Here is a 23,305-nt window from a genome sequence, read left to right as displayed (position 1 = left end):
GGTTCTCCGCGCCGGACACAAGAAAACCAATCCCACTATGAGGATTTCGTGATGACGGCGAAACCGCAGGTCAGCGGGTCTTCTTGGGTGCCTCGACGGCGGCGGCCCAGGACACGAGGGAGCGTAGATAGCGCAGCACCATGTCGTCGGGGTACCGATCGCGGTCGGCCAGATGCAGCCGAGCCAGTTCTTCCAAGGCCGCAAGCATGATCCGCTCGGTCGCGCCGTCCGGGTCGACGGTGACCCCGGCGAAGCGGGACAGGTGGCGAGCGCCGATCGCGCGTGCGTAGGCCCGGCCGAGCTCGAGCCGTTCCCGAAGATCGGGGGGACCGCCCTCGGGCGGGCTCAGGATGATCCGCCAGCTGGTCGGTGCGGCGTGCAGATAGGCGAGCACGCCGCGGCCGACCTGATCCACGTCGTAGTCGGTGCCCGACCAGTCGACGCTGCTGACACCGGCAAATGCGATGGCCGTCTCGCGCTCCAGCAGCGCGGTCATCAGCCCCGACAGGTCGGTGAACTGCTGATACACCAGTGCGCGTGCCACCTGGGCCTCCCGCGCCACTCGATCGATGCTCACCGCGGCGAACCCGTCGGCGGCCACGATGTCGCGCGCCACATCCAGCAACTGCGTGCGCCGGTCGGCCGCGGACATGCGGCGCTTGGGCGGGCTGTCGGGTTGGGTGGTGGCTGCGCGGGGCTCGGAAATGGAGCGCTCCGTGGTCACGGCACCGACGGTAGCGCAAGCAGCAGGTCCACGGCCCGCGCGGCGCTTTGGGCCGCGCTTTCCATGGTGGCCGACCAGTCGGTGGCCGTCCAGTCGCCGGCGAGCACCAGCGACGGCACCGAGGTCCGCTGGTCCGGCCGCAGCCCGTGCGTGCCGATCACCTGGGAGAACGTTGCCTTCGGCATCCGAACCACATGTCCCTGAATCACTTTCGCGTCCGCGGCGGCGGGGTAGTAGCGGCGCAACAGCTCCATCTGCTCGGCAACGATCGCCTCGTTGGTCTTGTGGATCTGCTCGTAGGCGCCGCTGGTGGTCAGGCAGTACAGCCAGGCGCGATCGGTGCCGCGGCCGGTCATCAGCTGTCGGTCGAAAACCTCATCGATGACGCCGGTGCCGCCGATCAGCGCCTCGAACTGCGACGTGGTTCCCAGCGGGCGGTCCAGGTAGAGGTTGGTGCTCACGATCGGGGTGTAGCCGAGTTTGTCCGCGGCCGCGTAGATATCGGCGTGTTCGGGCAGCTCGTCGAGCAGGCCGCCCACGTTCGAATTGGGGACCGCGCACACCACGGCGTCGGCGGGCACCACGGTGCCGTCGGCCAGCTCGACTCCGGTCACCGCGCCGTCGACGATGTGGATTCGCCTGGCCACCGCGCGATGACGCACCTGGACTCCGTGCCGCTCGAAAACCCTTTCGGCGCCGGTGATGAAGAGTGTGTCGAGGTCGGTGGTCGGATAGCCGATGGTGGCAGGTTGGCGATGCTTGATGCCGAGCCGGATTCCGGTCGCCATGACGTCGGCGAGCACCTTCGCCGATTCCTGCTGGACCGGCTCGGCCGCGACGCCTAGTGCCAGCCAGTCCCACAGTGCCTCGCGCGCGGTGGCGGGCATACCGATCCGTTGGAACCACTGCTCGGTGGTGAGATCGGCGAGATCGGCAGGCTGGTGCAGGCATTGCCAGCCCAACCGCAGGGTGGCCCGCGCGGCGCGCAGCCGGTCGAGCAGGCTCGCGTCGGGGTGCGCGCCGAACAGGGTACGCAGTGCGCCCAAGCCCTTTGTCGCCATGGTCGTGCTGCGACCGTCGGGCCAGCGCAGCGTGGCATGGTGCGGGAACGCGACGAACTCGCGGGTTCCGATGCTTGTCAGGTAGCGGAAGAGGTGGTCGTAGCCGCTGGCGATCACATGCTGGCCGTTATCGGGGACATCGTCGACCGCGTCGACCTTCATGGTATGGGTTCGACCGCCGAGCCTGCCGCGGCGCTCCAGCAGGGTGACCTGCTTGCCTGCCTCGGCCAGCCAGACCGCGGAGGCGAGCCCGGCCAGCCCGCCTCCGATGACCACATACCGTCGCGGATCGTTCACAATGCACTCCCTCGGTTAACTTACAAAATGTAAGTTAACTGGGAGTGATTGGGGCGTCAAGGGTTTCGATTAAACAGCGACGTTCTGGAGGGCGCGCAGCTCGGCGGCGTTGTGCGCGGAGAAGGTGGTCACCTTGTCGCCGTGGTCGCGCACAAGCTCGCGCAGCCTTTGCTGGTTTTCGACTCGGGGACCTGGCAGGGTCTGCATCTGGCGTTCGAAGATCGAGATCCCGAGTGGCTGCTGGGAGCGAACCGGGTCCAGCTTGCCGGGATGGAAGTAGGAGTCGCCCGCCGAGAGCAACCAGCCGTTGCCGGTGTCGACCGCCACGCCCGCGTGTCCTCGGGTGTGCCCGGACAAGGGGACCAGCAGAATCTCCGGGGTCAGCCCCGTCAACTGGCGTACTGCATCGAATCCGAACCAGCTTTCGCCGAAGTCCGAATAGGCCTCCCACTGTGGGCCGTGCCGAAACTGCGGCGCCTTGTAGCGGAAGCGCTCCTTGGCGCCATGTCTGCCTTCGAGTGAGCGCAGTTCCTCGGCGTACACGTGCACCCGCGCGTCCGGGAAGTCGGCGAGGCCGCCCGCGTGATCGAGATCGAGGTGGGTGAGCACGATGTCGCGGACATCCTCGCGGCGGAAGCCGAGCGCCTCCACCTGGTATGCCGTCGTCTGCTCCAGTTCGAGGACCGGGTTGGTGAGTCGCAAGAACTTGCTGCCGAGCCATTCCCGCGGGTGACGCACCGCCTGTTCGCCTATTCCCGTCTCCACCAGCACAAGTCCGGAGTCGAGTTCGATCAGCAGGCAGTGGCAGACCATTTCGGCGCGGCGCAGCAGGCCGCCGGTGCCGTCGATGAGTCGACCGCCGAAGGGGCGCAGGGTGCCGCCGTTGAGGTGATGGATTCGCATCAGGAGATCTCTCGTTCGAAGGTGGTGCGGAGATGTTCGGCGACTGCCAGCAATGGGGCGGGGTCGCGCTGGGTCTTGGCGAGCAGCAGGGCGCCCTCGATCATGGCGAGCGCCACGGTGGACAGGCTTGCCGCCCGGTCGGCTTCGATTCCCTTGTCTCGTAAGAACGTTTCGATCGTTGCGCGCCACGATTCGAAACCGGCGACGCAGGCTTGCCGGATCGGCTCACTATCGGCCGACGCGTCGAGTGCGATGGTTGCGATGGGGCAGCCGCGCTCGAAATCGGAGTCGACGAGTATTGCTGTCAGTGCATCGAAGACGGCGTTCAGGTCGCCGCCGTTGTTGAGAATCGTGTCGACGGCTTCGCGCAGTCGATCGCCGGACTGGGTCAGCGCCTCGGCTGCGAGTTGTTCCTTGCCGCCGGGGAAATGAAAGTAGAACGAGCCCTTCGGGGCGCCGCCGGCGGCGACGAGCTGGTTCAAGCCGGTGGCGTGATAGCTCTGGGTCTGGAAGAGGTCGGCGGCGGCATCGAGGAAGCGTTGTCGCGAGCCGGTGCGTGGTGCCATGCCCCGACAGTATCAGGAACTATGACGACCGGTCTAGTGATTCTATGGAAGGCGATCGCCCATGTCTTGGGTCGACGGTGGTCGCGGGACGGGGGTGGTCGAATCGCCCGCGGGCGCAGTCGATTGCAGTAGGCAGTAGGTGAACACCACGGTGGCGGCGATGGCTACGGCGGTTACGAGCAGACGAACGGCAATCGCTAATAGCTGCGGCCTGCTGGGCGGCCCGGTCATCATTTGCCTGCTCTCATAGTGCTCGCTAACGCATTCCGATGGTGTTGTCGCGCGGCAGTAGAGAAGTATTAGCAATGGAAAGGCAAATCGCGCCGACAGCAGGGCTTTGTGCGTGTCGGCGCGCGATTGGGTGCCCGTCAGGCGGGTGGTGGCTGGCAGCGCGGGCAGAAGTAGATGCCGCGCTCGCGTTGGGTGATTCGGTCCGCGGGTGCGGTTTCTCCGAGCAGGTGGACCACGATCGGTGTGCCGCAGCGTTGGCAGGGGCGGCGGGTGCGGCCGTAGGCCAGTGGGCGCCATGGCGGTTCGGTGGCTGCCTTGGTGAGTACTCGATGCGCTTCGTTGACGAGCGCGAGCAGGTCGGGGACGTCGGCGACGGGCGTGGCCGGATGCACGCGCCGCAGGAAGCAGATCTCGCTGCGGTAGATATTGCCGATGCCGGCCAGGTTCCGCTGGTCGATCAGGGCGAGCCCGATCGGTTGCGCGGAGTGCTGGGTCAGGCGCCGCATCGCCTCGGTGACGTCCCAGTTCGCGCCGAGCAAGTCGGGACCGAGGTGATCGGTCGCGGTGTGCTCGTCTGCGCGGCGCAGTACCTCGACGGTGCCGAGGGAGAAGCCGACCGCCTCGGTGTCATCGGTGCCGAGTACCAGACGTGCGGTCACCCGGGGGCGGGTCCAGCGTTCCCCGGCGCAGTAGGTGCGCCATTCACCCTCCATTTTCAGGTGGGTGTGGATGCTGACCTCCGGTGTCCTGATGAACAGGTGCTTCCCGTAGCTGCCGATGCTCTCGACCCGTTGTCCACGCAGGTCGACGGTGGCGTAGCGGGGCACCCGGAAATCGCTGCGGATCAGCGTCTTTCCGTCCAGCGCAAGTCGCAGCCTGCTCGCGGTCAGGAAGACAGTGTCACCTTCAGGCATGGGTCACGGCTGTCTCCGTAGCCGGAGGCCGCGCGGGGTCTGCGAGAACCCCGCCTCCGTGAGGAATCCGGCAAAAGTATTGCCGTGCACGGATTCTCCGTCGACCTTGTCGATCACCAGCGAGTCGACATGTCGGTTGCGGACCAGACCGGCCAGTGCGGTGGCCGCGGCTTGGCGGGCATTCGGATCCTCGGTGAAGGTGAGCAGTGTCTTGCCGCCGCGTTCCAGGTAGAGCGCCAGCTCACCGTCGATCAGCACGACGATCGCGCCCGCTTTGCGGCCGGGCCGGTGGCCGGCGCTCTCCGGCGCTCCCTTGGGCCAAGGTAGCGCGGCACCGTATGGATTCGCGGGATCGCTGGCCGCCAGTGCGAGAGCCGTTGCGTGCTGGCGGCTCTCGGGGGAACGTGTTCGGTCGGTATCGAACGAGCGCAGCCGGTCCACGACATCGGTGGTGGAGAACTGCGCGCCGCCAAGCGAATCGACGAAATAGCCGCGGCGACAACGCCCACGGTCCTCGAACTCGGTGAGCACGCGGTACATGAGTGCGAATCCGCCGGGCACACCCTCGTTCTGGACCGAACCGCGCGTCACCACGCCGTACCGCTCCAACAGCATGTCAGCGGTCGCATGCGCGCGAACGGTGTTGTCCGACACCCGATCCGGCAGCAGCGACCACCGGCCCGCGACCGCGGGCGGTCCGGAGCGGGTCGGCATGCTCGGCCGCGGCAGGTAGGCGCGTCCACGGGGTGCGCGACGCGGCATACGGTGCGCGGTCGTCGTCCGCGCGGTGCCGGACAGCAGTGCTCGGACCGGGGCGAAAGTGTCGCCGGCGACCACACCCGCCCACACCAGCTCCCACAGCGCGGCAGCTACTTTCGCGTCGTCGAGCAGCCCGGTCGCATCGGAGAGCTGCCGGAAGAAATAGGCGCCGCCACCCTGGAGCACCGGCGGCAGTCGCAGCGGCGGCGAGTCGTTCGCGTGGGGATCGGATCGAGCTTTCGGACCGGCCGGCACTGTCGACTCTGGAGACGCCGTGAGTTCGGTGGCCTCGATCGGTGTCCACGGCGCGATTGCCGCGCCGAGTGCGTTGAGCAGGCGCAGGTGTATCTCGGACAGTTCGATGTCGTCGGTGGGCGGCAGTGTGAAGGGTGCCTGGTCGGCCAGGTGCAGGGCGATCCAGCCGTCTTTGGCGGTGAGGGAGCCGTGGCCGGACCAGATCACTTCGCCGGTGGCCATCAGTTCGTCGAGCATGGCGGGTGAGTAGTCACGGACGCGGGCGGGCAGGATGAGCGATTCCCAGGCCGAGGCGGGGATCGGTACGCCGGCAAGCTGTTCCACGACGGTGGCGACGCCGTCGACACCGCGCAGTTCGCCGGTGCCGACGTGCTGCCAGGAGGGTAGGAAGCGGCCGAACGCCGCGGTGGCTACCGGCTCGACCTCGTGTCTCGCGGCCGCAAGCGAGCGGCGACGCAAGCGGCGAAGGACCTGGGTGTCGCACCATTCCGAGCCGGTGGATGACGGTGTGAATTCGCCCTCCACCACACGCTTTTCGGTCACCAGGCGGTGTAGGGCGGTCGCGGCGACAGCGGTGCCGAGGCCGAATCGGGCGGCTACCGCCTCGGTGCTGAACGGCCCGTGCGTGCGGGCGTAGCGGCCGATCAGGTCGCCGAGCGGGTCGGCGACCGGTTCGATGAAGGCGGCGGGCGTACCGATCGGCAGGGGCACACCCAGCGCATCGCGCAGGCGGGCGGCGTCCTCAACGGCCACCCACCAGGTGCGGCCCGCGAAGGCGACCTCCAGTGCCCGACGCGATTTCACCAGCTCGGCGAACCATTCGGCGGGGTCCTCGGCACCCGATCCGCCGCGTTCCGTTCGACGGCTGCTCGCTTGGTCCGGCTCGGCGTCGAGGTCTGCGTCGTCGGATCGGACGACGCACCGTTCGGTCGCCTCGGCAGCGGTGAGCGGCCCGAGCAGGCGCAGCAGGTCGGCAAGTCCTTCGGCGTCGCGGGCTCGGCGTTCCGGGGTGAGCCGTTGCAGCTCCATCTCGGTCTGCTCGATGATCGCCGCGTCCAGCAGTTCGCGCAGCTCCACCCGCCCGAGCAGTTCGGCGAGCAGGCTGGAGTCCAACGACAGTGCGGCGGCGCGGCGTTCGGCCAGCGGGCTGTCGCCGTCGTACATGAACTGCCCGATGTAGTCGAACAACAGGGCATTCGCAAACGGCGACGGTGTCGCGGTCTCCACCTCCACCAGCCGCAGCTGGCGGCGCGCCACTCGGCCGAGCAGATCGCGCAGGGCCGGCAGATCGTAGACGTCACGCAGACATTCACGCACCGTCTCCAGCAGGATCGGGAAGTCCGGGAACTTGCGCGCCACATCCAGCAACTGCGCCGAACGCTGACGCTGCTGCCACAGCGGCGCTCGCTTGCCAGGATCGCGTCGGGGCAACAGCAGCGCCCGCGCGGCGCACTCCCGGAAGCGGGAGGCGAACAGTGCGGAGCCACCGACCTGTTCGGTGACGATCTCATCGATCTCATCGGGTTCGAACACGAAAAGCTCTGCGCCGGGCGGATCGTCGGTGGTGTCGGGCAGCCGCACCACGATGCCGTCATCGGAGGACGTCGGACTGGCGTCGACACCGAACCGTTCCCGCAGCCTGGCACCGATCGCCAGCGCCCACGGCGCGTGGACGGGCTGCCCATAGGGCGAGTGCAGCACCAGCCGCCAGTCGCCGAGCTCATCGCGGAACCGTTCCACGATCAAGGTGCGATCGGTGGGCAGCTGACCGGTGGCGGTGCGCTGCTCCTCGAGCAGGGTGAGCAGGTTCGTCGCCGCGTTGTCGTCGAGGCCGGCGCCTCGCACGATCTGCGCGAACCCGCCGCCATTGTTCGAAGGGGCGGCCACGCCGGACCGCGCCGGTGCGCCGGCCCCGGTCTTACTGCGAGACGCTCGTTTCCGAGGCAGCTCGGCGGTCGACTCGGTTCGCTGTGCCAGGGCAGCGGCGGAGTCTTGTCCGGCTTTGCGGATGAATTCGCCCATTGCCGCGCCGAGTTCCGCGGGTCGGCCGAGCCCGTCTCCGTGCCAGAACGGCAGCCGCCCCGGCTGTCCGAACGCGGGTGTCACCAGTACCCGATCGAAGGTGATCTCCTCGATCCGCCAGCTGGTCGCACCCAGTGCGAACACGTCGCCGACGCGGGATTCGTACACCATCTCCTCGTCGAGTTCGCCGACTCGCGACGCCTTTTCGCCGACCATGTACACCGCGAACATGCCGCGGTCGGGGATCGCGCCTCCGGAGGTAACCGCAAGGCGTTGCGCGCCGGGCCGCCCGGTCAGCGTGCCCGCGTCTCGGTCCCACACCAATCGTGGTCGCAGTTCGGCGAATTCGTCGGAGGGGTACCGGCCGGAAAGCAGATCCAGCACCGACTCGTACGCCGATCGCGGCAGCGCGGCGTAACTGCCCGTGCCACGCACTGTTTCGAACCACGCGTCGACATCGATCGCTTCGAGCGCGCACGCGGCGACGGTCTGCTGCGCCAGAATGTCCAGCGGATGCGCCGGGATCTGGATCGCCTCGATCTGTCCCGCGGTCATGCGCTGCGAGGCGACCGCGCAGTGGATCACGTCGGTGCGGTGCTTCGGGAACAGCACCCCGCGCGAGATCTCGCCGACCTGGTGGCCGGCGCGCCCGATCCGCTGCAACCCGCTCGCCACCGATGGCGGCGCCTCCACCTGCACCACCAAATCGACTGCGCCCATGTCGATGCCGAGCTCGAGACTGCTCGTGGCCACCACGCAGCGCAGTCGTCCGCTCTTGAGGTCGTCCTCGATGAGCGCGCGTTGTTCCTTGCTCACCGAACCGTGGTGCGCCCGCGCGAGCAGTGGCCCGGCGCCGTGGATCACCTCTGTCGACGGCCCGATCTGGGCGGGCGGCTTGTGCTCTGTCTCGACAGGTTCGCCTATCCGCGCCGCATAAGCTTCGTTGAGCCGTGCGGTGAGTCGCTCGGCCAACCGCCGGGAGTTCGCGAACACGATGGAAGAGTGGTGCTCGAGCACCAGATCCACGATCGCCTCGTCTACATGCGGCCAGATCGACCCGGGCTGATCGGAGTCGCCCGGCTCGGTCATATCCGCCACCGGCACCCGCACCGAGAGATCGAAGGTTTTCGGCGCGGGCGGCGACACGATGGTGATGGGCGCGTGCCCGACCAGGAAACGTGCCACCTCCTCGGGCGGCCGCACGGTCGCCGAGAGTCCGATCCGCTGCACCGGCCGCTCGGTCGACAAATCCAACCGGGCCAGTGACAGCGCAAGATGCGCTCCGCGTTTCCCACCCGCGATCGCGTGCACCTCGTCCACGATCACCGTGCGGACATCACTGAGGGTTTCCCGTGCCGCGGAGGTAAGCATGAGGAAGAGGGATTCCGGTGTGGTGATCAAGATGTCGGGCGGCGTGCGCTGCATCGACCGGCGCTCGGCCGCACTCGTATCGCCAGACCGGACCCCGACGGTGATCTCCGGCGGATCGAGGCCGAGCCGCTTCGCCGTCTGCGTGACACCGACCAGCGGTGCGCGCAGATTGCGTTCCACGTCTACCGCAAGCGCTTTGAGCGGTGACACATACAGCACCGAGGTGCCGCGACTAGGGGGCTTGCCTTCGGGTTTCGGCCGACTCGCGAGTTGATCGATGGCCCAAAGGAACGCCGACAACGTCTTTCCCGACCCGGTGGGCGCGACCACCAACGTGTGCTCACCTGCCGCGATGGCCTTCCATGCGCCCAGCTGAGCGGCGGTCGGCGCGGGAAATGCGCCGTCGAACCACTCCTGGGTTGCGGTGGAGAACTGAGCCATGGGACCAGTCTGCACCCGGGCACCGACAACCCATCGAGCCGCAAAGACAAACCGGGGGCGGCATCCACGTCCTGCCAACTGTCCGAGCGAAGGCAGAGCAATCGAATAACGGTCACGGCCGCCGGGCCGTACGCTTCCATCCGTGCAAAAGGTGCTGAGACTCGACCTGGTCAGCCATGGCATGACCGAGGCGATGCGAAAGGCACGTTTTCCAGTCGACGAGTCGCTGACCGAGGCGGGCCGCAGGGCTATCGCCGCGTGCGGGCCACTCACGGCTGCCCGAGTCCTCACCGGCCCCGAACGCCGAGCAGTGGAAACCGCAGCCCTGATGGGGTTGCCCGGCGAGGAGGACACCCGGCTGCGTGACCTCGACGCGGGGGCGTGGCGTGGCGGCGAGCTGATGTCGGTGCCGCAGGACGAGCTGTATGCCTGGCTGACCGACCCGCAGTTCCGCGGTCACGGCGGCGAATCCGTGGTGGACGTGGTCGAGCGAACCAGGTACTGGATGGCCGAGATCGCCTCCGAAGGCATGTCCACCATCGCCATCACCCATCCCGCGGTGATCAGGGCGGCGCTCCTGGTCGCCCTCGACGCACCGCCGAAATCGTTCTGGCGGATCGACATTCCGCCGGGCAGTGTCACCCGGCTGCACTACCGCGGCGAATGGACGCTGCACTTCACGGCGTGACCGCGCTCGGCGCAACGCGCCGCAGTGGCCCGTCGCCGAAGGTCACCAGCAGCCGCAGGGCGTCGGTGATCAGCCGGGCCGGGATCGACGGATCGATGGCACGTTGCATGCCCAGACCGATGCCCATGCTGAGGATCGCGCTCGCGGCATCCTCCGCGGGCATCGGCAGTGGAATTCCCACCGTGTCGGACAGGCTCTGCACTTGCGCGGCGACGGCACCGCGCACCATGCCGAGGCTGGATACCAGCGCGGCCTGCAACTCGGGGTCGTCGCGGGCGACCGTGGCGAACTCGAATTCGAGCAGGGTCCAGCCGACGTCGCCGATGGTCCGCTCGGCCCACTCCTGGAAGCGTTCCAGCCGATCTTCCAAGGTGTCGCCTGCGGCGATCAGGTCGGTGACCTCTTGGAATTTGGTGGCGTGGATAAGCCCGAGCACCTCGAGCCCGAGTTCCTTTTTGGTGCGGAAGTTCGAGTACACCGCGCCTTTCGAGTAGCCGGCCTCCTCGGCGACCCGCTCCAGACTGGTCTTCGCGTAACCCTCGGCCAGGAAGAGGTCGCGCGCCGTGGCGATCAGGTCCGCGCGAGTGCGGGCCTGGCTCTCGGACCGGGTCAGACGTGCCATGCGGCCGATTCTACGTACTGACAGATTTCAGATACCGCAGGTATTTGGATTCTGCTAGTGTTTGGAACCATGGGTAACAAAGACGGGTCACAGCGGCGTGGCCTGGCCATCGGATGCGGTGGCACGCTCGGAGCCGCCTGGATCGTCGCCGCGCTCGCCGCGACCCGCGACGTGCTGGACTGGGATCCGCGTGAGGCGGACGTGCTCATCGGCACGTCCGCAGGCGCGGAAATGATGACCATGCTCGGGAGCGGCATCGGGGTGGACGAGCTGGTCGCGATGCAACGCGGCACCTCGACGAATCCGATTCTGTTGGCGCACATGCGGTCCGAACCCGGACGGTTTCCCCCGCTGCCACGGCCACGGCTCGGCTCGCTTCGACTGCCCTTGCGCCGCACGGAGTCCGGGCAAGCGCTGCTGACCGCGGGCAGTGGCCTGCTGCCGGTCGGCGGCGGTGACCCGAGCTGGCTGCAGCAACTCGCCGACCGCCTGAATCCGGGGCGTTCCTGGGTGTCGCATCCCGCGACCAGGCTGGTCGCCATGGATTACGCCACCGGCGAGCGCGTCGCATTCGGTTCGCCCGTCGCGCCCGCCGCAACGCTGGGCGAGGCGCTGCGGGCGTCGTGGGCGGTGCCCGGCTGGTTCCCGCCGGTCTCGATCGCGGGCCGTCGCTTCATCGACGGCGGCGCCGGTTCAACGGCCTCGGTGGACCTGCTCATCCCGGAAAAGCTGGATGAGGTCGTGCTGCTTGCCCCGATGGCCTCGACCGGGAAGATCCCCGCGACCGGACCCGGTCACTTCCTCGAGCGGCAGATGCGAAACCGGATGAGCGCCGAGCTCGATGCCGAGGTCGCCCAACTGCGCGCGGCGGGCACCAAGGTGCTGCGCGTCGACGCCACCGCTGAGGATCTGGCGGTGATGGGACCCAACTTCATGGACGGCCGCCGCCGCCTCGACACCTTCGAACACAGTCTGCGCAGCACGCGCCTGGCGCTGGAACAAGGAGCTTTCGCATGAGTATTCTCGGACACGGTTACCCCGAATTCGATCTGAAGGGGTCCCGGGTACTCATCACCGGCGCGGGCCGCGGTATCGGCCGGTCGACGGCGGAACTGTTCTCCGCCAAGGGCGCTGAAATCGCGATCGCCGACGTCGACACCGCCGCAGCGGAATCCGCGGCTGCCGCTATCGGCGCGCGCGCCTACGAACTCGACGTGCGGGCACGCGACCAGTGGGACAAGGCCGTCGCCGACTTCGGTCGCATCGACATCCTGGTCAACAACGCGGGCGTCATGCCCGCGGGCGCTTTCCTCGACGAGCCGGACGCCGTCGGCCACGCCACCATGGACATCAATGTATGGGGCCTGATCAACGGCATGCGCGCGGTAGTCCCCGGCATGATCGAGCGCGGCCGCGGTCACGTCGTCAACGTGGCCTCGCTGGCAGGCAAGATCCCGGTGGCCGGCCTCGCCGTCTACAACGCGAGCAAGTTCGCCGCCGTAGGACTCTCGGCGGCAACACGTTTGGAGTTCGCCCCGCAGGGCATCAGCGTCAGCTGCGTAATGCCCTCGGCCGTCCGCACCCGGCTCTCCTCGGGCCTGACCCTCGGCAAAGGCATGCCGACCGTCGACCCCGAAGACGTGGCCGCCGCTATCGTCCACACCGTCCACACCCGCAAGGCCGAGGTAGCGGTCCCCAACTACCTCGCCCCCATCGACATCGCCCTGGCAGCCGCCCCCGAACGCGCAGTCCGCCTGGTCCGCAGACTCTTCGACGGGGACCGCGCCCTACACCCGGCCGACAACGCGACCCGCGCGAAGTACGAAGAGCAGGTCCGCTCGATCACCGAGTGACGTGTGCTGGTAGGCGGCAACGAAAAGCGGCCCCGGAGAAGATCTCCGGGGCCGCAGTCGCGGTGAGAACTCAGCAGCTGGTTGGAACCGGGTCGCCATTGAAGCGGGCTTCCACGTAGTTCCAGGCGTCGGCGAAACCTGCCACGGCCGTTGTCATGTGTTCGGCGATGTCGTAGGGGCGGAACTGGACCGGGGCTCCGGCTCGGCAGTAGCGGTCGGCTACTTCGGCGACCGGATTGAAGAAAGTGAGGGTGTCGAAGCGGCCCTGCCACATGTAGGTCGGGACCGCCGGAATGCCGGGGAAGTGACGCAAGCTGTTCTCGCGCAGCACCGCTCGCGCTTCGGGGCTGTCCATCAGGCTCTTGGTCGCCGCCATCTGCTCGGCACTGCGGAAGGCGCCGTGGAAGAGCAGGAATCGGCGGCAGGCGTCATGGGTGAATTCCCGGAACCACAGGCCGTTCTGGTTCAGCTGATCGGAGATCGGCAGCCGGTTCGGGTATTCGCGTTCCAGGCCCATGGCCGCGGCGAAGGCAAGGCCGAATCCGGGGTGCGGGTCGAAACCGAGTGACAGCGCCATCTCTTCGAGGTCGGCGGGAATGCCGCCCGCGACCGCCGCGGCGAGCTTCAGTTCGGGGGCGTAGGTGGGCTGCAGTGCCGCAGCCCAGGCGGTGGCCATGCCGCCGCCGGAATAGCCCGCGATCGCGACAGGCGATGTGGAGAGACCGAGCTCGGTCACCTTCTGCACCGCCTTGACGCTGTCCAAGGTCATCATGCCGCTGAGCTTCGCGGCGCCGTAAGCGGAGGTGGGGCCGAGATAGTCGGGCAGCGAGACCGCCCAGCCGCGACCGATCGGGAGCATGGCGCCGACGGCGTCCTGCAATTCGCCGTTGAACAGCGACCGCGACGGGTTGCACTGGGTGCCGAGCGAATTGATCAGGGCCTGGTAGGAGACCAGCGGCGGGTTCTTCACACCGGCAGGAAGCAGGACGGTGGTCACCCCCATGACCGGGCCGCCCAGCGAATTGGTGGAGCGGAACGCTACCTGCCAGCCCTCGGTTCCGACGTAGAAGGCGGTATCGATCTTGCGGGTCCGTACGACATCCCCCGGCCGCAGCGCCTCCATGTCGGACGGTGGCGTATAGAACGGATCAGGATCGGGGGTGGGATAAAGCGGTTGGGCATTCGCGGGCAGACCGAGCAGGCCGAGCGAAACGATACTCAACAACAGGATCGCAATCCTGAAGGGAACTCTGGACAAGACTTTCCTTCGATGGGTCAGCCGCCACCGACAAAGCACACCGGAAGCAACCATGCTTCGGGTGTGAGCGCATCGGACGGACCGGCACTACACGGGGAAACCGCAGCGAACCACTTCGTTCGCTGCGCAGACGGAGAGGAACCGGCAGCCGGACCGAACGCGAGCCGATCGCGGCAGACTGTTGCACCTCCTTCGGCTCGTGACTGCCGGTAGCCGCGCTTGGCGGCACACCATCCGTTGCGAAAGTTATCGTCGACTCGACGAAAACGAGCACACGGTCTTACTGAAACTGTCGGTTTCACAACTTAGCCGATCCCAACTTGGTCGAGATCACACTGTCACGGATAGTCGCATAGATCACGGCTCCGCAAACGGCTGGCATCGTCCGCCGCGCATTGCCGCTCGGCACGCGCGCTACTAGACGGTGCCCGAAACGTCGATCTGTGCGTGGCTGCGACGAACGACCACAGCTCGTGCGTAGCGTGGTCGAGGTCACATATACCTCGCATCCTGCATAGGCCGTGCCCACTGCCGGATGTCATGATTGCGCACTTTGCTCAACTTTATCCGCCGCTATTGTGCGTTCAGGTGTTCGCAGACAGGATGACGGCAACAAGTGCTCAACGAAGCGAAGCGCCGGATCGGCGCCGAGCGGATGGGTGGACTGCATGACCGAGCTCGCTGACCGCGAACTGATCTCAGCCCCGTACGACCTCGCCGACCGCTACCGCGTCGGCGCCGGAACCGTTGTCCTCACCGGCGTCCAGGCGATCGCCAGACAGCTGGTCGAACAACATGTTCGTGACCTGCGCGCCGGGCGGCGGGTGGGCACATTCGTCTCGGGGTATCAGGGCAGCCCGCTCGGCGGGGTCGACAAGATGTTGAACGGAATGCCGAATGTTCTTGCCGAGCACGATATTTCCTTCGTGCCGGGGTTGAACGAGGAACTCGCCGCTACCTCGGTGTGGGGAAGTCAGGCCGACCTACCCGCGGGCGCCGCGACCCACGACGGCGTCGTGGGGGTCTGGTACGGCAAGGGGCCCGGGCTCGACCGCGCCACGGATGCGTTGCGGCACGCCAACATGTACGGGGTGAATCCACGCGGCGGTGTGCTGCTGCTGGTCGGCGACGATCCGGCCTCGAAATCGTCGACCGTGCCCGCGGTCAGTGAGCGCTCGCTGGCCGCGTTGAATATTCCGGTGCTGTTCCCACGCAATGCTCGGGAAATCGTCACCATGGGTCTGCACGGTGTCGCACTGTCGCGCGCTTCGGGATGTCTTGTGGCGCTGAAGATCGTGGCGGATGTGGCCGACGGCGCGTGGACGGTCGACGGCACGGTGGGCGATATCGCCATCACCGTTCCGGAAATCGACTGGGAGGGAAGGCCGTTCACCTACCTGCAGCGGCCGATGGCAGCGCCGGCGGACAGCGTGATCGCCGAGGCGGATCTGTACGGCCCGCGCTGGGAAATCGTCAAGGCCTACAGCGCGCTCAACGAGCTGGATGTCATCGAGGTGAATCCGGCACGCGCTACGCTCGGAATCGCCGCCACGGGAACCACATTCGACGCAGTGCGCCAAGCGCTTATCGACCTCGGAGTCGACGATGCCGCGCTGCTGCGCGCCGGGGTCCGGCTGCTGCGGATCGGGATGCCGTATCCGATTGCGCCCGAGCGTGTCCGGCAGTTCGCCGACGGACTCTCGCGCCTCGTGGTCGTCGAGGACAAGACCGCCTTCATCGAAACGCAGATCCGGGAGATCCTGTACGGCACGCCGGATGCGCCGCAGATCATCGGCAAGCGCGATGCCGACAACCGGCCGCTGTTCAGCCAGGACGGCGAGCTCACCGCGGGCCGGATCGTGGCTCCCTTGCGCCGCGCGCTCCAAGGTCATCTGGACATGAAACGACCGCTGCCACAACCACTGTCGCTTTCGGTGCTGCCTGCCAAGCGGGCCGCGTACTTCTGCAGCGGCTGCCCGCACAACCGTTCCACCGCGGTGCCGGAGGGTTCGCTGGCCGGTGGTGGCATCGGCTGCCACACCATGGTGACCATGTCGGGTCGCGACGACAGCAAGGTCACCGGGCTGACGCAGATGGGCGGCGAAGGCGCGCAGTGGATCGGCCAGGCGCCGTTCACCGATGTGCCACACCTGTTTCAGAACATCGGCGACGGCACGTATTTCCACTCCGGGCAGCTCGCCGTGCAGGCTTGTATCGCCGCTGGCGTCAATATCACCTACAAGCTGCTGTACAACGACGTCGTCGCGATGACCGGTGCGCAGGACGCGGAAGGTGCGCTCGCAGTGCCGATGCTGACCCACAAACTCCGCACCGAGGGCGTACGGCAGATCATCATCTGCGCAGACGAACCGAAGAAGTACCGCAAGCGTGAGCTGGCCGCGGGCACCCTGCTGTGGCACCGCGATCGGCTCGACGAAGCACAGCGCACGCTGCGCGAGGTCCCCGGCGTCACCGTGCTCATCTACGACCAGCACTGCGCCGCCGACGCGCGCCGCCAGCGCAAGCGCGGCACCCTGCCGGTTCGCCGCACTCGCGTGGTCATCAACGAGGCGGTCTGCGAGGGTTGTGGCGACTGCGGAGTCAAGAGCAACTGCCTGTCGGTCCAGCCGGTCGACACCGAATTCGGCCGCAAGACCAGGATCGATCAGACCTCCTGCAATACCGATTACAGCTGCATGGACGGCGACTGCCCCTCGTTCGTCACCGTGGAGCTGCCGGATCCGGCGAAAGCGAAGAAGCGCGACAAGATCAAGCGTGCGCAGCCGCCGGTGCTGCCCGACCTCACGGACGCGGCGCCGACGACGACCCAGAACGTCTTCCTGGCAGGCATCGGCGGTACCGGCATCGTCACCGTCAACCAGGTGCTGGCGACCGCCGCGCTGCGCGCCGGTTACGAGGTGGCGAGCCTGGACCAGATCGGCCTGAGCCAGAAGGCCGGACCGGTCGTGTCACATCTGCGATTCGCACTCGGCGCGCTGGAACCCGCGAACCGGCTGACACCCGGTTCGGCCGACTGCATCGTGGCGTTCGACCTGCTCGCCGCCACCGACAACAAGAACCTGGCCTACGGCTCGAAGGCGGCCACCCTGTCGGTCGCGTCGACCAGCAAGACCCCGACCGGCGACATGGTCTACGACAAGTCCGTCTCCTACCCGGACGAGAGCACGTTGCTGTCGCGGCTGGAGCGGGTATCGCGCTCGGTGCGCTCGTTCGACGCGCTGGCCGCCGCCGAGGTGCTGTTCGGCAACACCGCTGCCGCGAACTTCCTGATGGTCGGCGCCGCCTATCAAACCGGTGGCCTGCGCCTGCCCGCCGCGGCGATCGAGGAGGCCATCGAGATCAACGGCGTCGCCGTGGCCGCCAACATCGCGGCCTTCCGATGGGGTCGCATGGCGGTGGCACACCCGGAGGAGTTCGCTGCCGCGACCACCCGCACGCGGCGGAAGCGTGCCGAGATCGCCTTTCCCGCCGACCTTTTCGACGGCGTGACGGCGACGGGCGAGACAAGGCGCCTCATCGAACTGCGTGCCGTGGAGCTGATCGGCTTCCAAGGCGTCCGCGTCGCCCGCGACTATGTGCGGACCGTGCAACACATTTGGGAGGCGCAGCGCCGCGTCACCGACCGCACCGAATTCAGCGAGCAAGTGGCCCGCGGCCTCTACAAGTTCACCGCCTACAAGGACGAATACGAGGTCGCCCGCCGCCTCACCGACCCGGCCTTCCTCGACGATATCGCCGACCAACTGCCCGACGGCGCAAATCTCACCTACCGGCTGCACCCACCCGTCCTGCGCGCCATGGGCCGCAAGAAGAAGATCGGCCTCGGGCCGAGCAGCCACCTGGCGCTACGCGTCCTTGCCAAGGGAAAGCGCCTGCGCGGCACCAAATTCGACCCCTTCGGCTACGCCAACGTGCGCCGGGTGGAACGCACCCTGCTCAGCCACTACGCCGAGATGGTGACGGCACTCGCGGCCGACCTCGACCCGGCCGATTACGACCGGGCGGTCAAGGCCGCCGCACTCACCGATATCGTCCGCGGCTACGAGGACATCAAACTCGCCAACGTCGAGCTCTATCGAAATGGTCTGCGCGAATTGGGCATCGAGCCGCCGCAGGTCTAGTCGGTAACCGAGCTGCTGTGCTCGGACCGATGACGACCGGTCTCGAGTAAGCAGATAATGGCCGAGGTCGGACGGTGCGAAACCGTCCGACCTCGGCTTTCGCGTGGCGTTCGCTGTGCTGCGGGTGTGGAACGGATCCGGCGGTTCGACCATTTCGCGCGCTCCGGGAACTCCTGCTGCGTACCCTGGTCGAACAATCGCCACAGGATCTCGGAACCCCAACTACCGGAGAGTATTTCGTGACCACAGCGCAATTCCCCGGCCCGCTCCGCGATGTCGAGCGCAAGATCCTCGACCGAGCCGCCGAGCTGGCCGTCGATATCGGTGCCACTGCCGCGAAGTACGACGAGCGCGCCGAGATCGCGGTCGAGCATCTGGATGCACTCCACGAGGCGGAAGCCGACCGGGCGGTGCTGCCTGAGCATGTAGGTGGTCTCGGGCTGAGCTACCTGGCTTTCGGGCAGCTCGTGCGCGTTCTCGCCAAGGCCGACCCGTCCACGGCGACGATCTGGGTGATGCACGCCGGAGCGGGTGTCGCGCTCGCCGAGATCACCCGGGATTCGTTGGGCTCGTTCTTCGCCGACGAATTCCTCGCTGGCAAGCGGTTCGCGAACGCGCTGTCGGAGCCGGCCAGCGGAAACCGCTTCCTCAATCCGCAACAGGAGGCCGTCCCCGTCGACGGCGGCTGGTCTATCACCGGCGCCAAACGCTTCGTCTCGGCCAGCGAGATCGCCGATTATCTGCTGGTCAATGCTCGTGTCGACGATGTGCCGACCTTCTTCGGTGTGATCCCCGACGCCACAGTGTCGGTCATCCCGATCTGGGACACGTTGGGTCTGCGCGCGACCCGCAGCCAACTGCTCTCCTTCGACCGCACTGTCCTGCGTGCCGAATATCGTGGCCGTGCCCCGGGTCCCGGCGATTTCGCGGTCATCCCGGCGGGGCTGCCCGCGATCTCCCTCGGCATCGCCGACGCCGCGCTGGACGCGTTGATCGCGCACGCGCGATCGCGAGTGATCATGGGCAAGCCACTGTCGCACCAGCAGTGGGTGCAGTTCGAAGTGGCCGACGTCGAGATCCGGCTCGCGGCCGCACACGCGCTCTACGACCGCGCCCTCTGGGAGGCCGACAACGGCATCCCCGCCTTCTTCCCGAACTTGTCCCGCGCCAAATATCTCGCCAACAAGATCGCGGTGGACGTCGCGCAACTGGGCGTTCGTATCGGTGGCGCCTCCGGATACCTCAAACAGTCTCCGATCCAACGCCATCTGCGGGATGCCGAAGCAGGCCAGCTGATGGCCTACTCGACCGAGGTCCTCGCGGGTGTGGTGGGAAAACAGATTCTCGGAGTGGCCGAAGACGAGTGAGCCGGTTCGTGTCACAGTCGCGGAATGGTCTGCCCACCCGGTGCTGAGGGGCCGCCCGTCGCCGTGATGCTGTGACGAACTCGCCCCGCGACGGTCGGTTTGCCTGCGTAGTCCCTGACCCGGGTAACAGAACGGCCCCGGAACATACTGTTCCGGGGCCGTTCGTAGTAGCGGGGACAGGATTTGAACCTGCGACCTCTGGGTTATGAGCCCAGCGAGCTACCGAGCTGCTCCACCCCGCGTTGGGTAGCCGTAACACTACCCATGGGGTGGCTGTCCGACCTAATCGCGAGGTCAGGAGCCTGTCAGCCGAATTGAATGCCTTGGGCGAGGGGGAGTTGGTCGGAGTAGTTGATGGTGTTGGTGGCTCGGCGCATATATGCCTTCCAGGAGTCCGAGCCGGATTCGCGGCCGCCGCCGGTCTGCTTCTCGCCGCCGAAGGCGCCGCCGATCTCGGCACCCGAGGTGCCGATATTGACGTTGGCGATGCCGCAGTCCGAGCCGTCGGCGGCGAGGAAGCGTTCCGCCTCGCGTTGGTCTGCGGTGAAGACGGCGGACGAAAGTCCTTGCGGCACTGCGTTGTGCAGTGTGATCGCGGTGTCGAAGTCGTGATACGTCAGCACGTAGAGGATCGGGGCGAAGGTCTCCTCGCGCACCACTGCGGTCTGTGCGGGCATCCGCACAATCGCAGGGCGCACGTAGAAAGCGTCGTCGCCGAACCCGTCGACCCGGTCGCCGCCGCACACCAACTCGCCACCGTCGGCGAGTGCTCGATCCAGCGCGGCCCGCATCCCCTCGTAGGCCCGCCCGTCGATCAGCGGTCCGACCAGCACCCCATCCTCGAGTGGATTGCCAACGCGTAGTTGCCGATACGCACCGGCCACCCGATCGAGCAGCGGACCGACGACATCGGCGTGCACGATCAGCCGCCGCAGCGTCGTGCAGCGTTGCCCGGCCGTGCCCGCCGCGGCGAATACGATGCCACGCGCGGCCAGCTCCAGATCCGCCGACGGCGTGACGATCGCGCCGTTGTTGCCGCCCAGCTCGAGCAGACACCGCCCGAATCGCGCGGCCACCCGCGGTGCGACGATGCGTCCCATCCGCACCGAACCGGTGGCACTCACCAGCGCGACGCGCTCGTCGTCGACCAGCCGGGAACCGACCTCGGCGCCACCCTGAATCAGTTGGTGTACTTCGGGATCCGCGCCCACATCGGCCGCGGCACGGCGCAACAGGGTGTGGCAGGCCAGGGCCGTCAACGGTGTCGTCTCCGACGGCTTCCACACCACGGTGTCACCGCAGACCAGTGCGACAGCGGTGTTCCATGCCCACACCGCGACCGGGAAGTTGAACGCGGAGATCACCCCGACCACACCCAGCGGGTGCCAGGTCTCCATCAGCCGATGCCCGGGCCGCTCCGAGGGCATGGTCTTGCCGTACAGCTGCCGCGACAAGCCGATCGCGAACTCGCAGATGTCGATCATTTCCTGTACTTCGCCGAGTGCCTCCGGACCGATCTTCCCGGCTTCGAGGGTGACCAGCTCGCCGAGTTCGGACTTGTGCACAGTGAGCAGTTCGGCCAGCCGCCGCACCACCGCGGCCCGGCCGGGCGCGGGGACGGTGCGCCACCCGCGGAATGCCACCGCGGCACGGTCGATCGCGGCGTCCACCTCGTCGAGGGAGTCGGCGCGCAGTGTCATGAGCCCGCCGCCGGTAATCGGTGTGCGAGCAGGTAATCCGCCTGCCGCGGGCGGCTCGGCGCCGAGCTCGCGCAACAGCGCCGCCGCACGGGCTGCCAGGTCGATGGTGAGGTGATCGTCGAGCGTATGTGTCATCGATTGCTCCGCTGTCGCTTTGGGCAGGCGCACAATACTGTGCTGTTACGGGGAGTGAACGAGTAGAGGTTTCCGCCACGAGTCGCGCTTGCTGAGTTAGCCTTCGCTGATGGCGGATACACCGGCAAGACCCGCACTCGATGACATCGATCGCCTGCTGATTCGTGAACTGATGGCCGACGGTCGCGCCACGTTATCGAACCTGGCAGAGAAGGCGAGCCTATCGGTCTCCGCTGTGCAATCGCGGGTGCGCAGGTTAGAGGCGCGTGGGGTAATCCGGGGTTACACAGCCCACGTCGACCCCGAGGCACTTGGACAACTGTTGTCGGCATTCGTCGCGATCACTCCTCTCGACCCTTCGCAACCGGATGACGCGCCCGCCGTTCTGCAACATATCCCTGGTATCGAGGCATGCCATTCGGTGGCCGGTGACGAGAGCTACGTGCTGCTGGTGCGGGTGGCCTCGCCGCGGCACCTCGAGCAGTTGCTGCAGGAGATCAGGGCGACCGCCAACGTCAGGACTCGAAGCACCATCATCTTGCAGACATTCTATGACAGATAACGATTGGCCGTAATTAGTCCGACGAGTTGTAGAGATTCCGTAAATATTTCCGTACCCTGGCCGGTGTGACCCTCGAACTGGACCGCACCCGCACGGACGGTGACATAGCACCGGTCACCCCCGCAACCCGGGTACACGAGATCTTGTCGGCGCACATCCTGGCCGACGGTTTCGACTTGGTGCTTGACCTCCGTAATTCGCGTGGCTGCCGGATCGTCGACGAACGAGACGGCAGCTCCTACCTCGACATGTTCGGCTTCTTCGCCTCGAACGCCCTAGGGATGAACCATCCCGCACTGGCCGACGACGAAGTCTTCCGCGCCGAACTCGCCGCCGCCGCCCTCAACAAGCCGAGCAACTCCGACATCTACACGGTCGAAATGGCGCGGTTCGTAGAGACATTCGCGCGTGTGCTCGGCGACCCGCGGCTACCGCACCTGTTCTTCATCGACGGTGGCGGGCTCGCGGTGGAGAACGCGCTCAAAGCAGCGTTCGACTGGAAGAGCAGGCACAACGAATCTCACGGGCGCGCACCGGAACTCGGTACCAAGGTGCTGCACCTGACCGGAGCGTTCCACGGTCGCACCGGCTACACCATGTCGCTGACCAACACCGATCCGGTGAAGGTCGCGCGCTTCCCCAAGTTCGACTGGCCACGCATCGACGCGCCATATCTGAGCGACGATCACGATATCGACGTCGCCGAAGCGAACGCGCTGGATCAGGCGCGGCGTGCCTTCGCCGAAAACCCGCACGACATAGCATGTTTCATCGCCGAGCCGATCCAGGGCGAAGGCGGTGACCGGCATCTGCGTCCGCAGTTCTTGCAGGCCGTACAGCGGTTGTGTCACGAGAACGATGCGTTGTTCGTGCTCGACGAGGTGCAGACCGGTGTCGGGATGACCGGAACCACCTGGGCCTACCAACAACTCGGGCTCGAGCCGGACGTGGTCGCGTTCGGGAAGAAGACCCAGGTGTGCGGTGTGATGGCGGGCGGGCGTATCGACGAGGTGCCCGACAATGTGTTCGTCGTCAGCTCCCGGCTCAACTCAACCTGGGGCGGCAACCTCACCGATATGGTGCGCACCAGGCGCATTCTCGAGGTGCTCGAGCGTGACGAGTTGATCGCGCGGTCCCAGGTGCTCGGCGCGCATCTGCTGCAACGGCTTGAAGGGCTTGCCGCAGCGCACCCCAGCATTACCGAACCCCGCGGGCGCGGCCTCATGTGCGCGGTCACGGTGTCCTCGGCGCGGCTGCGCGACCAGGTGCTGACCAGGCTGTGGGCCGACGAGCATGTGCTGATCCTCGGCACCGGCGAGCGGGGCATCCGCTTCCGGCCGCCGCTCACCGTCACCGATGCCGAATTGGACGCGGCGGTCGATGCCCTGGATCGGGTGCTGACCACCCTGGGGTAGTTACGTCACGAATATGGAG

General features: G+C 67.0%; 16 protein-coding genes and 1 tRNA gene. 7 read left to right on the top strand and 10 right to left on the bottom strand.

What is annotated here, in order from left to right:
• Positions 1-70 precede the first annotated feature (70 nt).
• The 6 genes from ACFQZZ_RS30250 to ACFQZZ_RS30225 all read right to left on the bottom strand — a co-directional run bounded on the left by ACFQZZ_RS30250 (position 71) and on the right by ACFQZZ_RS30225 (position 9,544).
• Positions 71-652: a TetR/AcrR family transcriptional regulator gene (locus ACFQZZ_RS30250; RefSeq protein ID WP_378688024.1), complete on the bottom strand. Its 582-nt coding sequence runs from the start codon at positions 650-652 to the stop codon at positions 71-73.
• Between the two features lie 68 nt (positions 653-720).
• On the bottom strand, positions 721-2,085 hold the full coding sequence (gene hpnE, locus ACFQZZ_RS30245; protein WP_378688021.1) for a hydroxysqualene dehydroxylase HpnE: 1,365 nt from the start codon (positions 2,083-2,085) through the stop codon (positions 721-723).
• Positions 2,086-2,151: 66 nt separating this feature from the next.
• The gene (locus tag ACFQZZ_RS30240; protein ID WP_378687502.1) at positions 2,152-2,985 is read right to left on the bottom strand and encodes an MBL fold metallo-hydrolase; all 834 of its coding nucleotides are present in this window, start codon (positions 2,983-2,985) and stop codon (positions 2,152-2,154) included.
• Positions 2,985-3,551: a TetR/AcrR family transcriptional regulator gene (locus ACFQZZ_RS30235; protein WP_378687500.1), complete on the bottom strand. Its 567-nt coding sequence runs from the start codon at positions 3,549-3,551 to the stop codon at positions 2,985-2,987. Before ACFQZZ_RS30235 ends, ACFQZZ_RS30240 begins: the two co-directional genes overlap by 1 nt.
• A 368-nt stretch (positions 3,552-3,919) precedes the next feature.
• The gene (locus ACFQZZ_RS30230) at positions 3,920-4,696 is read right to left on the bottom strand and encodes a DNA-formamidopyrimidine glycosylase family protein (protein WP_378687499.1); all 777 of its coding nucleotides are present in this window, start codon (positions 4,694-4,696) and stop codon (positions 3,920-3,922) included.
• A 3-nt stretch (positions 4,697-4,699) separates the two neighbouring features.
• Positions 4,700-9,544, bottom strand: a complete 4,845-nt coding sequence (locus tag ACFQZZ_RS30225; protein ID WP_378687497.1) for an ATP-dependent helicase — start codon at positions 9,542-9,544, stop codon at positions 4,700-4,702.
• A 142-nt stretch (positions 9,545-9,686) separates the two neighbouring features.
• Between ACFQZZ_RS30225 and ACFQZZ_RS30220 the strand changes: the two genes are divergently transcribed.
• On the top strand, positions 9,687-10,232 hold the full coding sequence (locus ACFQZZ_RS30220) for a histidine phosphatase family protein (RefSeq protein WP_328409656.1): 546 nt from the start codon (positions 9,687-9,689) through the stop codon (positions 10,230-10,232).
• Here the strand turns inward: ACFQZZ_RS30220 and ACFQZZ_RS30215 are convergent.
• The gene (locus ACFQZZ_RS30215) at positions 10,222-10,854 is read right to left on the bottom strand and encodes a TetR/AcrR family transcriptional regulator (RefSeq protein WP_378687495.1); all 633 of its coding nucleotides are present in this window, start codon (positions 10,852-10,854) and stop codon (positions 10,222-10,224) included. The two genes, ACFQZZ_RS30220 and ACFQZZ_RS30215, sit on opposite strands and share 11 nt — an antisense overlap.
• Positions 10,855-10,923: 69 nt before the next feature.
• Here ACFQZZ_RS30215 and ACFQZZ_RS30210 point away from each other — a divergent pair, with 69 nt between their 5' ends.
• Both ACFQZZ_RS30210 and ACFQZZ_RS30205 read left to right on the top strand, forming a co-directional pair.
• On the top strand, positions 10,924-11,871 hold the full coding sequence (locus ACFQZZ_RS30210) for a patatin-like phospholipase family protein (RefSeq protein WP_378687493.1): 948 nt from the start codon (positions 10,924-10,926) through the stop codon (positions 11,869-11,871).
• Complete coding sequence (locus ACFQZZ_RS30205; RefSeq protein ID WP_378687491.1) at positions 11,868-12,707, top strand: SDR family oxidoreductase; 840 nt, start codon at positions 11,868-11,870, stop codon at positions 12,705-12,707. Before ACFQZZ_RS30210 ends, ACFQZZ_RS30205 begins: the two co-directional genes overlap by 4 nt.
• Positions 12,708-12,777: 70 nt before the next feature.
• Here ACFQZZ_RS30205 and ACFQZZ_RS30200 read toward each other — a convergent pair whose 3' ends face one another.
• Positions 12,778-13,932 carry a lipase family protein gene (locus ACFQZZ_RS30200; protein WP_378688018.1) on the bottom strand — a complete coding sequence of 385 codons (1,155 nt, stop codon included), beginning with the start codon at positions 13,930-13,932 and terminating at the stop codon, positions 12,778-12,780.
• A 701-nt stretch (positions 13,933-14,633) separates the two neighbouring features.
• Between ACFQZZ_RS30200 and ACFQZZ_RS30195 the strand changes: the two genes are divergently transcribed.
• Positions 14,634-18,107: an indolepyruvate ferredoxin oxidoreductase family protein gene (locus tag ACFQZZ_RS30195; RefSeq protein ID WP_378687490.1), complete on the top strand. Its 3,474-nt coding sequence runs from the start codon at positions 14,634-14,636 to the stop codon at positions 18,105-18,107.
• 239 nt (positions 18,108-18,346) lie between these two features.
• The gene (locus ACFQZZ_RS30190; protein WP_378687489.1) at positions 18,347-19,474 is read left to right on the top strand and encodes an acyl-CoA dehydrogenase family protein; all 1,128 of its coding nucleotides are present in this window, start codon (positions 18,347-18,349) and stop codon (positions 19,472-19,474) included.
• Between the two features lie 168 nt (positions 19,475-19,642).
• Here the strand turns inward: ACFQZZ_RS30190 and ACFQZZ_RS30185 are convergent.
• Together ACFQZZ_RS30185 and ACFQZZ_RS30180 are read right to left on the bottom strand one after the other, a co-directional pair.
• A tRNA-Met gene (locus tag ACFQZZ_RS30185) sits at positions 19,643-19,716 on the bottom strand.
• Positions 19,717-19,779: 63 nt separating this feature from the next.
• A complete protein-coding gene (locus tag ACFQZZ_RS30180) occupies positions 19,780-21,309 on the bottom strand; it encodes an aldehyde dehydrogenase family protein (protein WP_378687487.1) in 1,530 nt (509 codons plus the stop codon).
• A 109-nt stretch (positions 21,310-21,418) separates the two neighbouring features.
• Here ACFQZZ_RS30180 and ACFQZZ_RS30175 point away from each other — a divergent pair, with 109 nt between their 5' ends.
• Both ACFQZZ_RS30175 and lat read left to right on the top strand, forming a co-directional pair.
• On the top strand, positions 21,419-21,871 hold the full coding sequence (locus tag ACFQZZ_RS30175) for an Lrp/AsnC family transcriptional regulator (RefSeq protein ID WP_040732134.1): 453 nt from the start codon (positions 21,419-21,421) through the stop codon (positions 21,869-21,871).
• Positions 21,872-21,936: 65 nt separating this feature from the next.
• A complete protein-coding gene (lat, locus tag ACFQZZ_RS30170) occupies positions 21,937-23,286 on the top strand; it encodes an L-lysine 6-transaminase (protein ID WP_378687485.1) in 1,350 nt (449 codons plus the stop codon).
• The last annotated feature ends 19 nt before the right edge of the window (positions 23,287-23,305 follow it).

It is taken from the genome of Nocardia sp. GCM10030253 (genome assembly GCF_042675075.1).
Taxonomy (GTDB): Bacteria; Actinomycetota; Actinomycetes; order Mycobacteriales; family Mycobacteriaceae; genus Nocardia.
The sequence above is the reverse complement of the archived record's forward strand: the minus strand, read 5'-3'. Positions and strand labels throughout refer to the sequence as shown.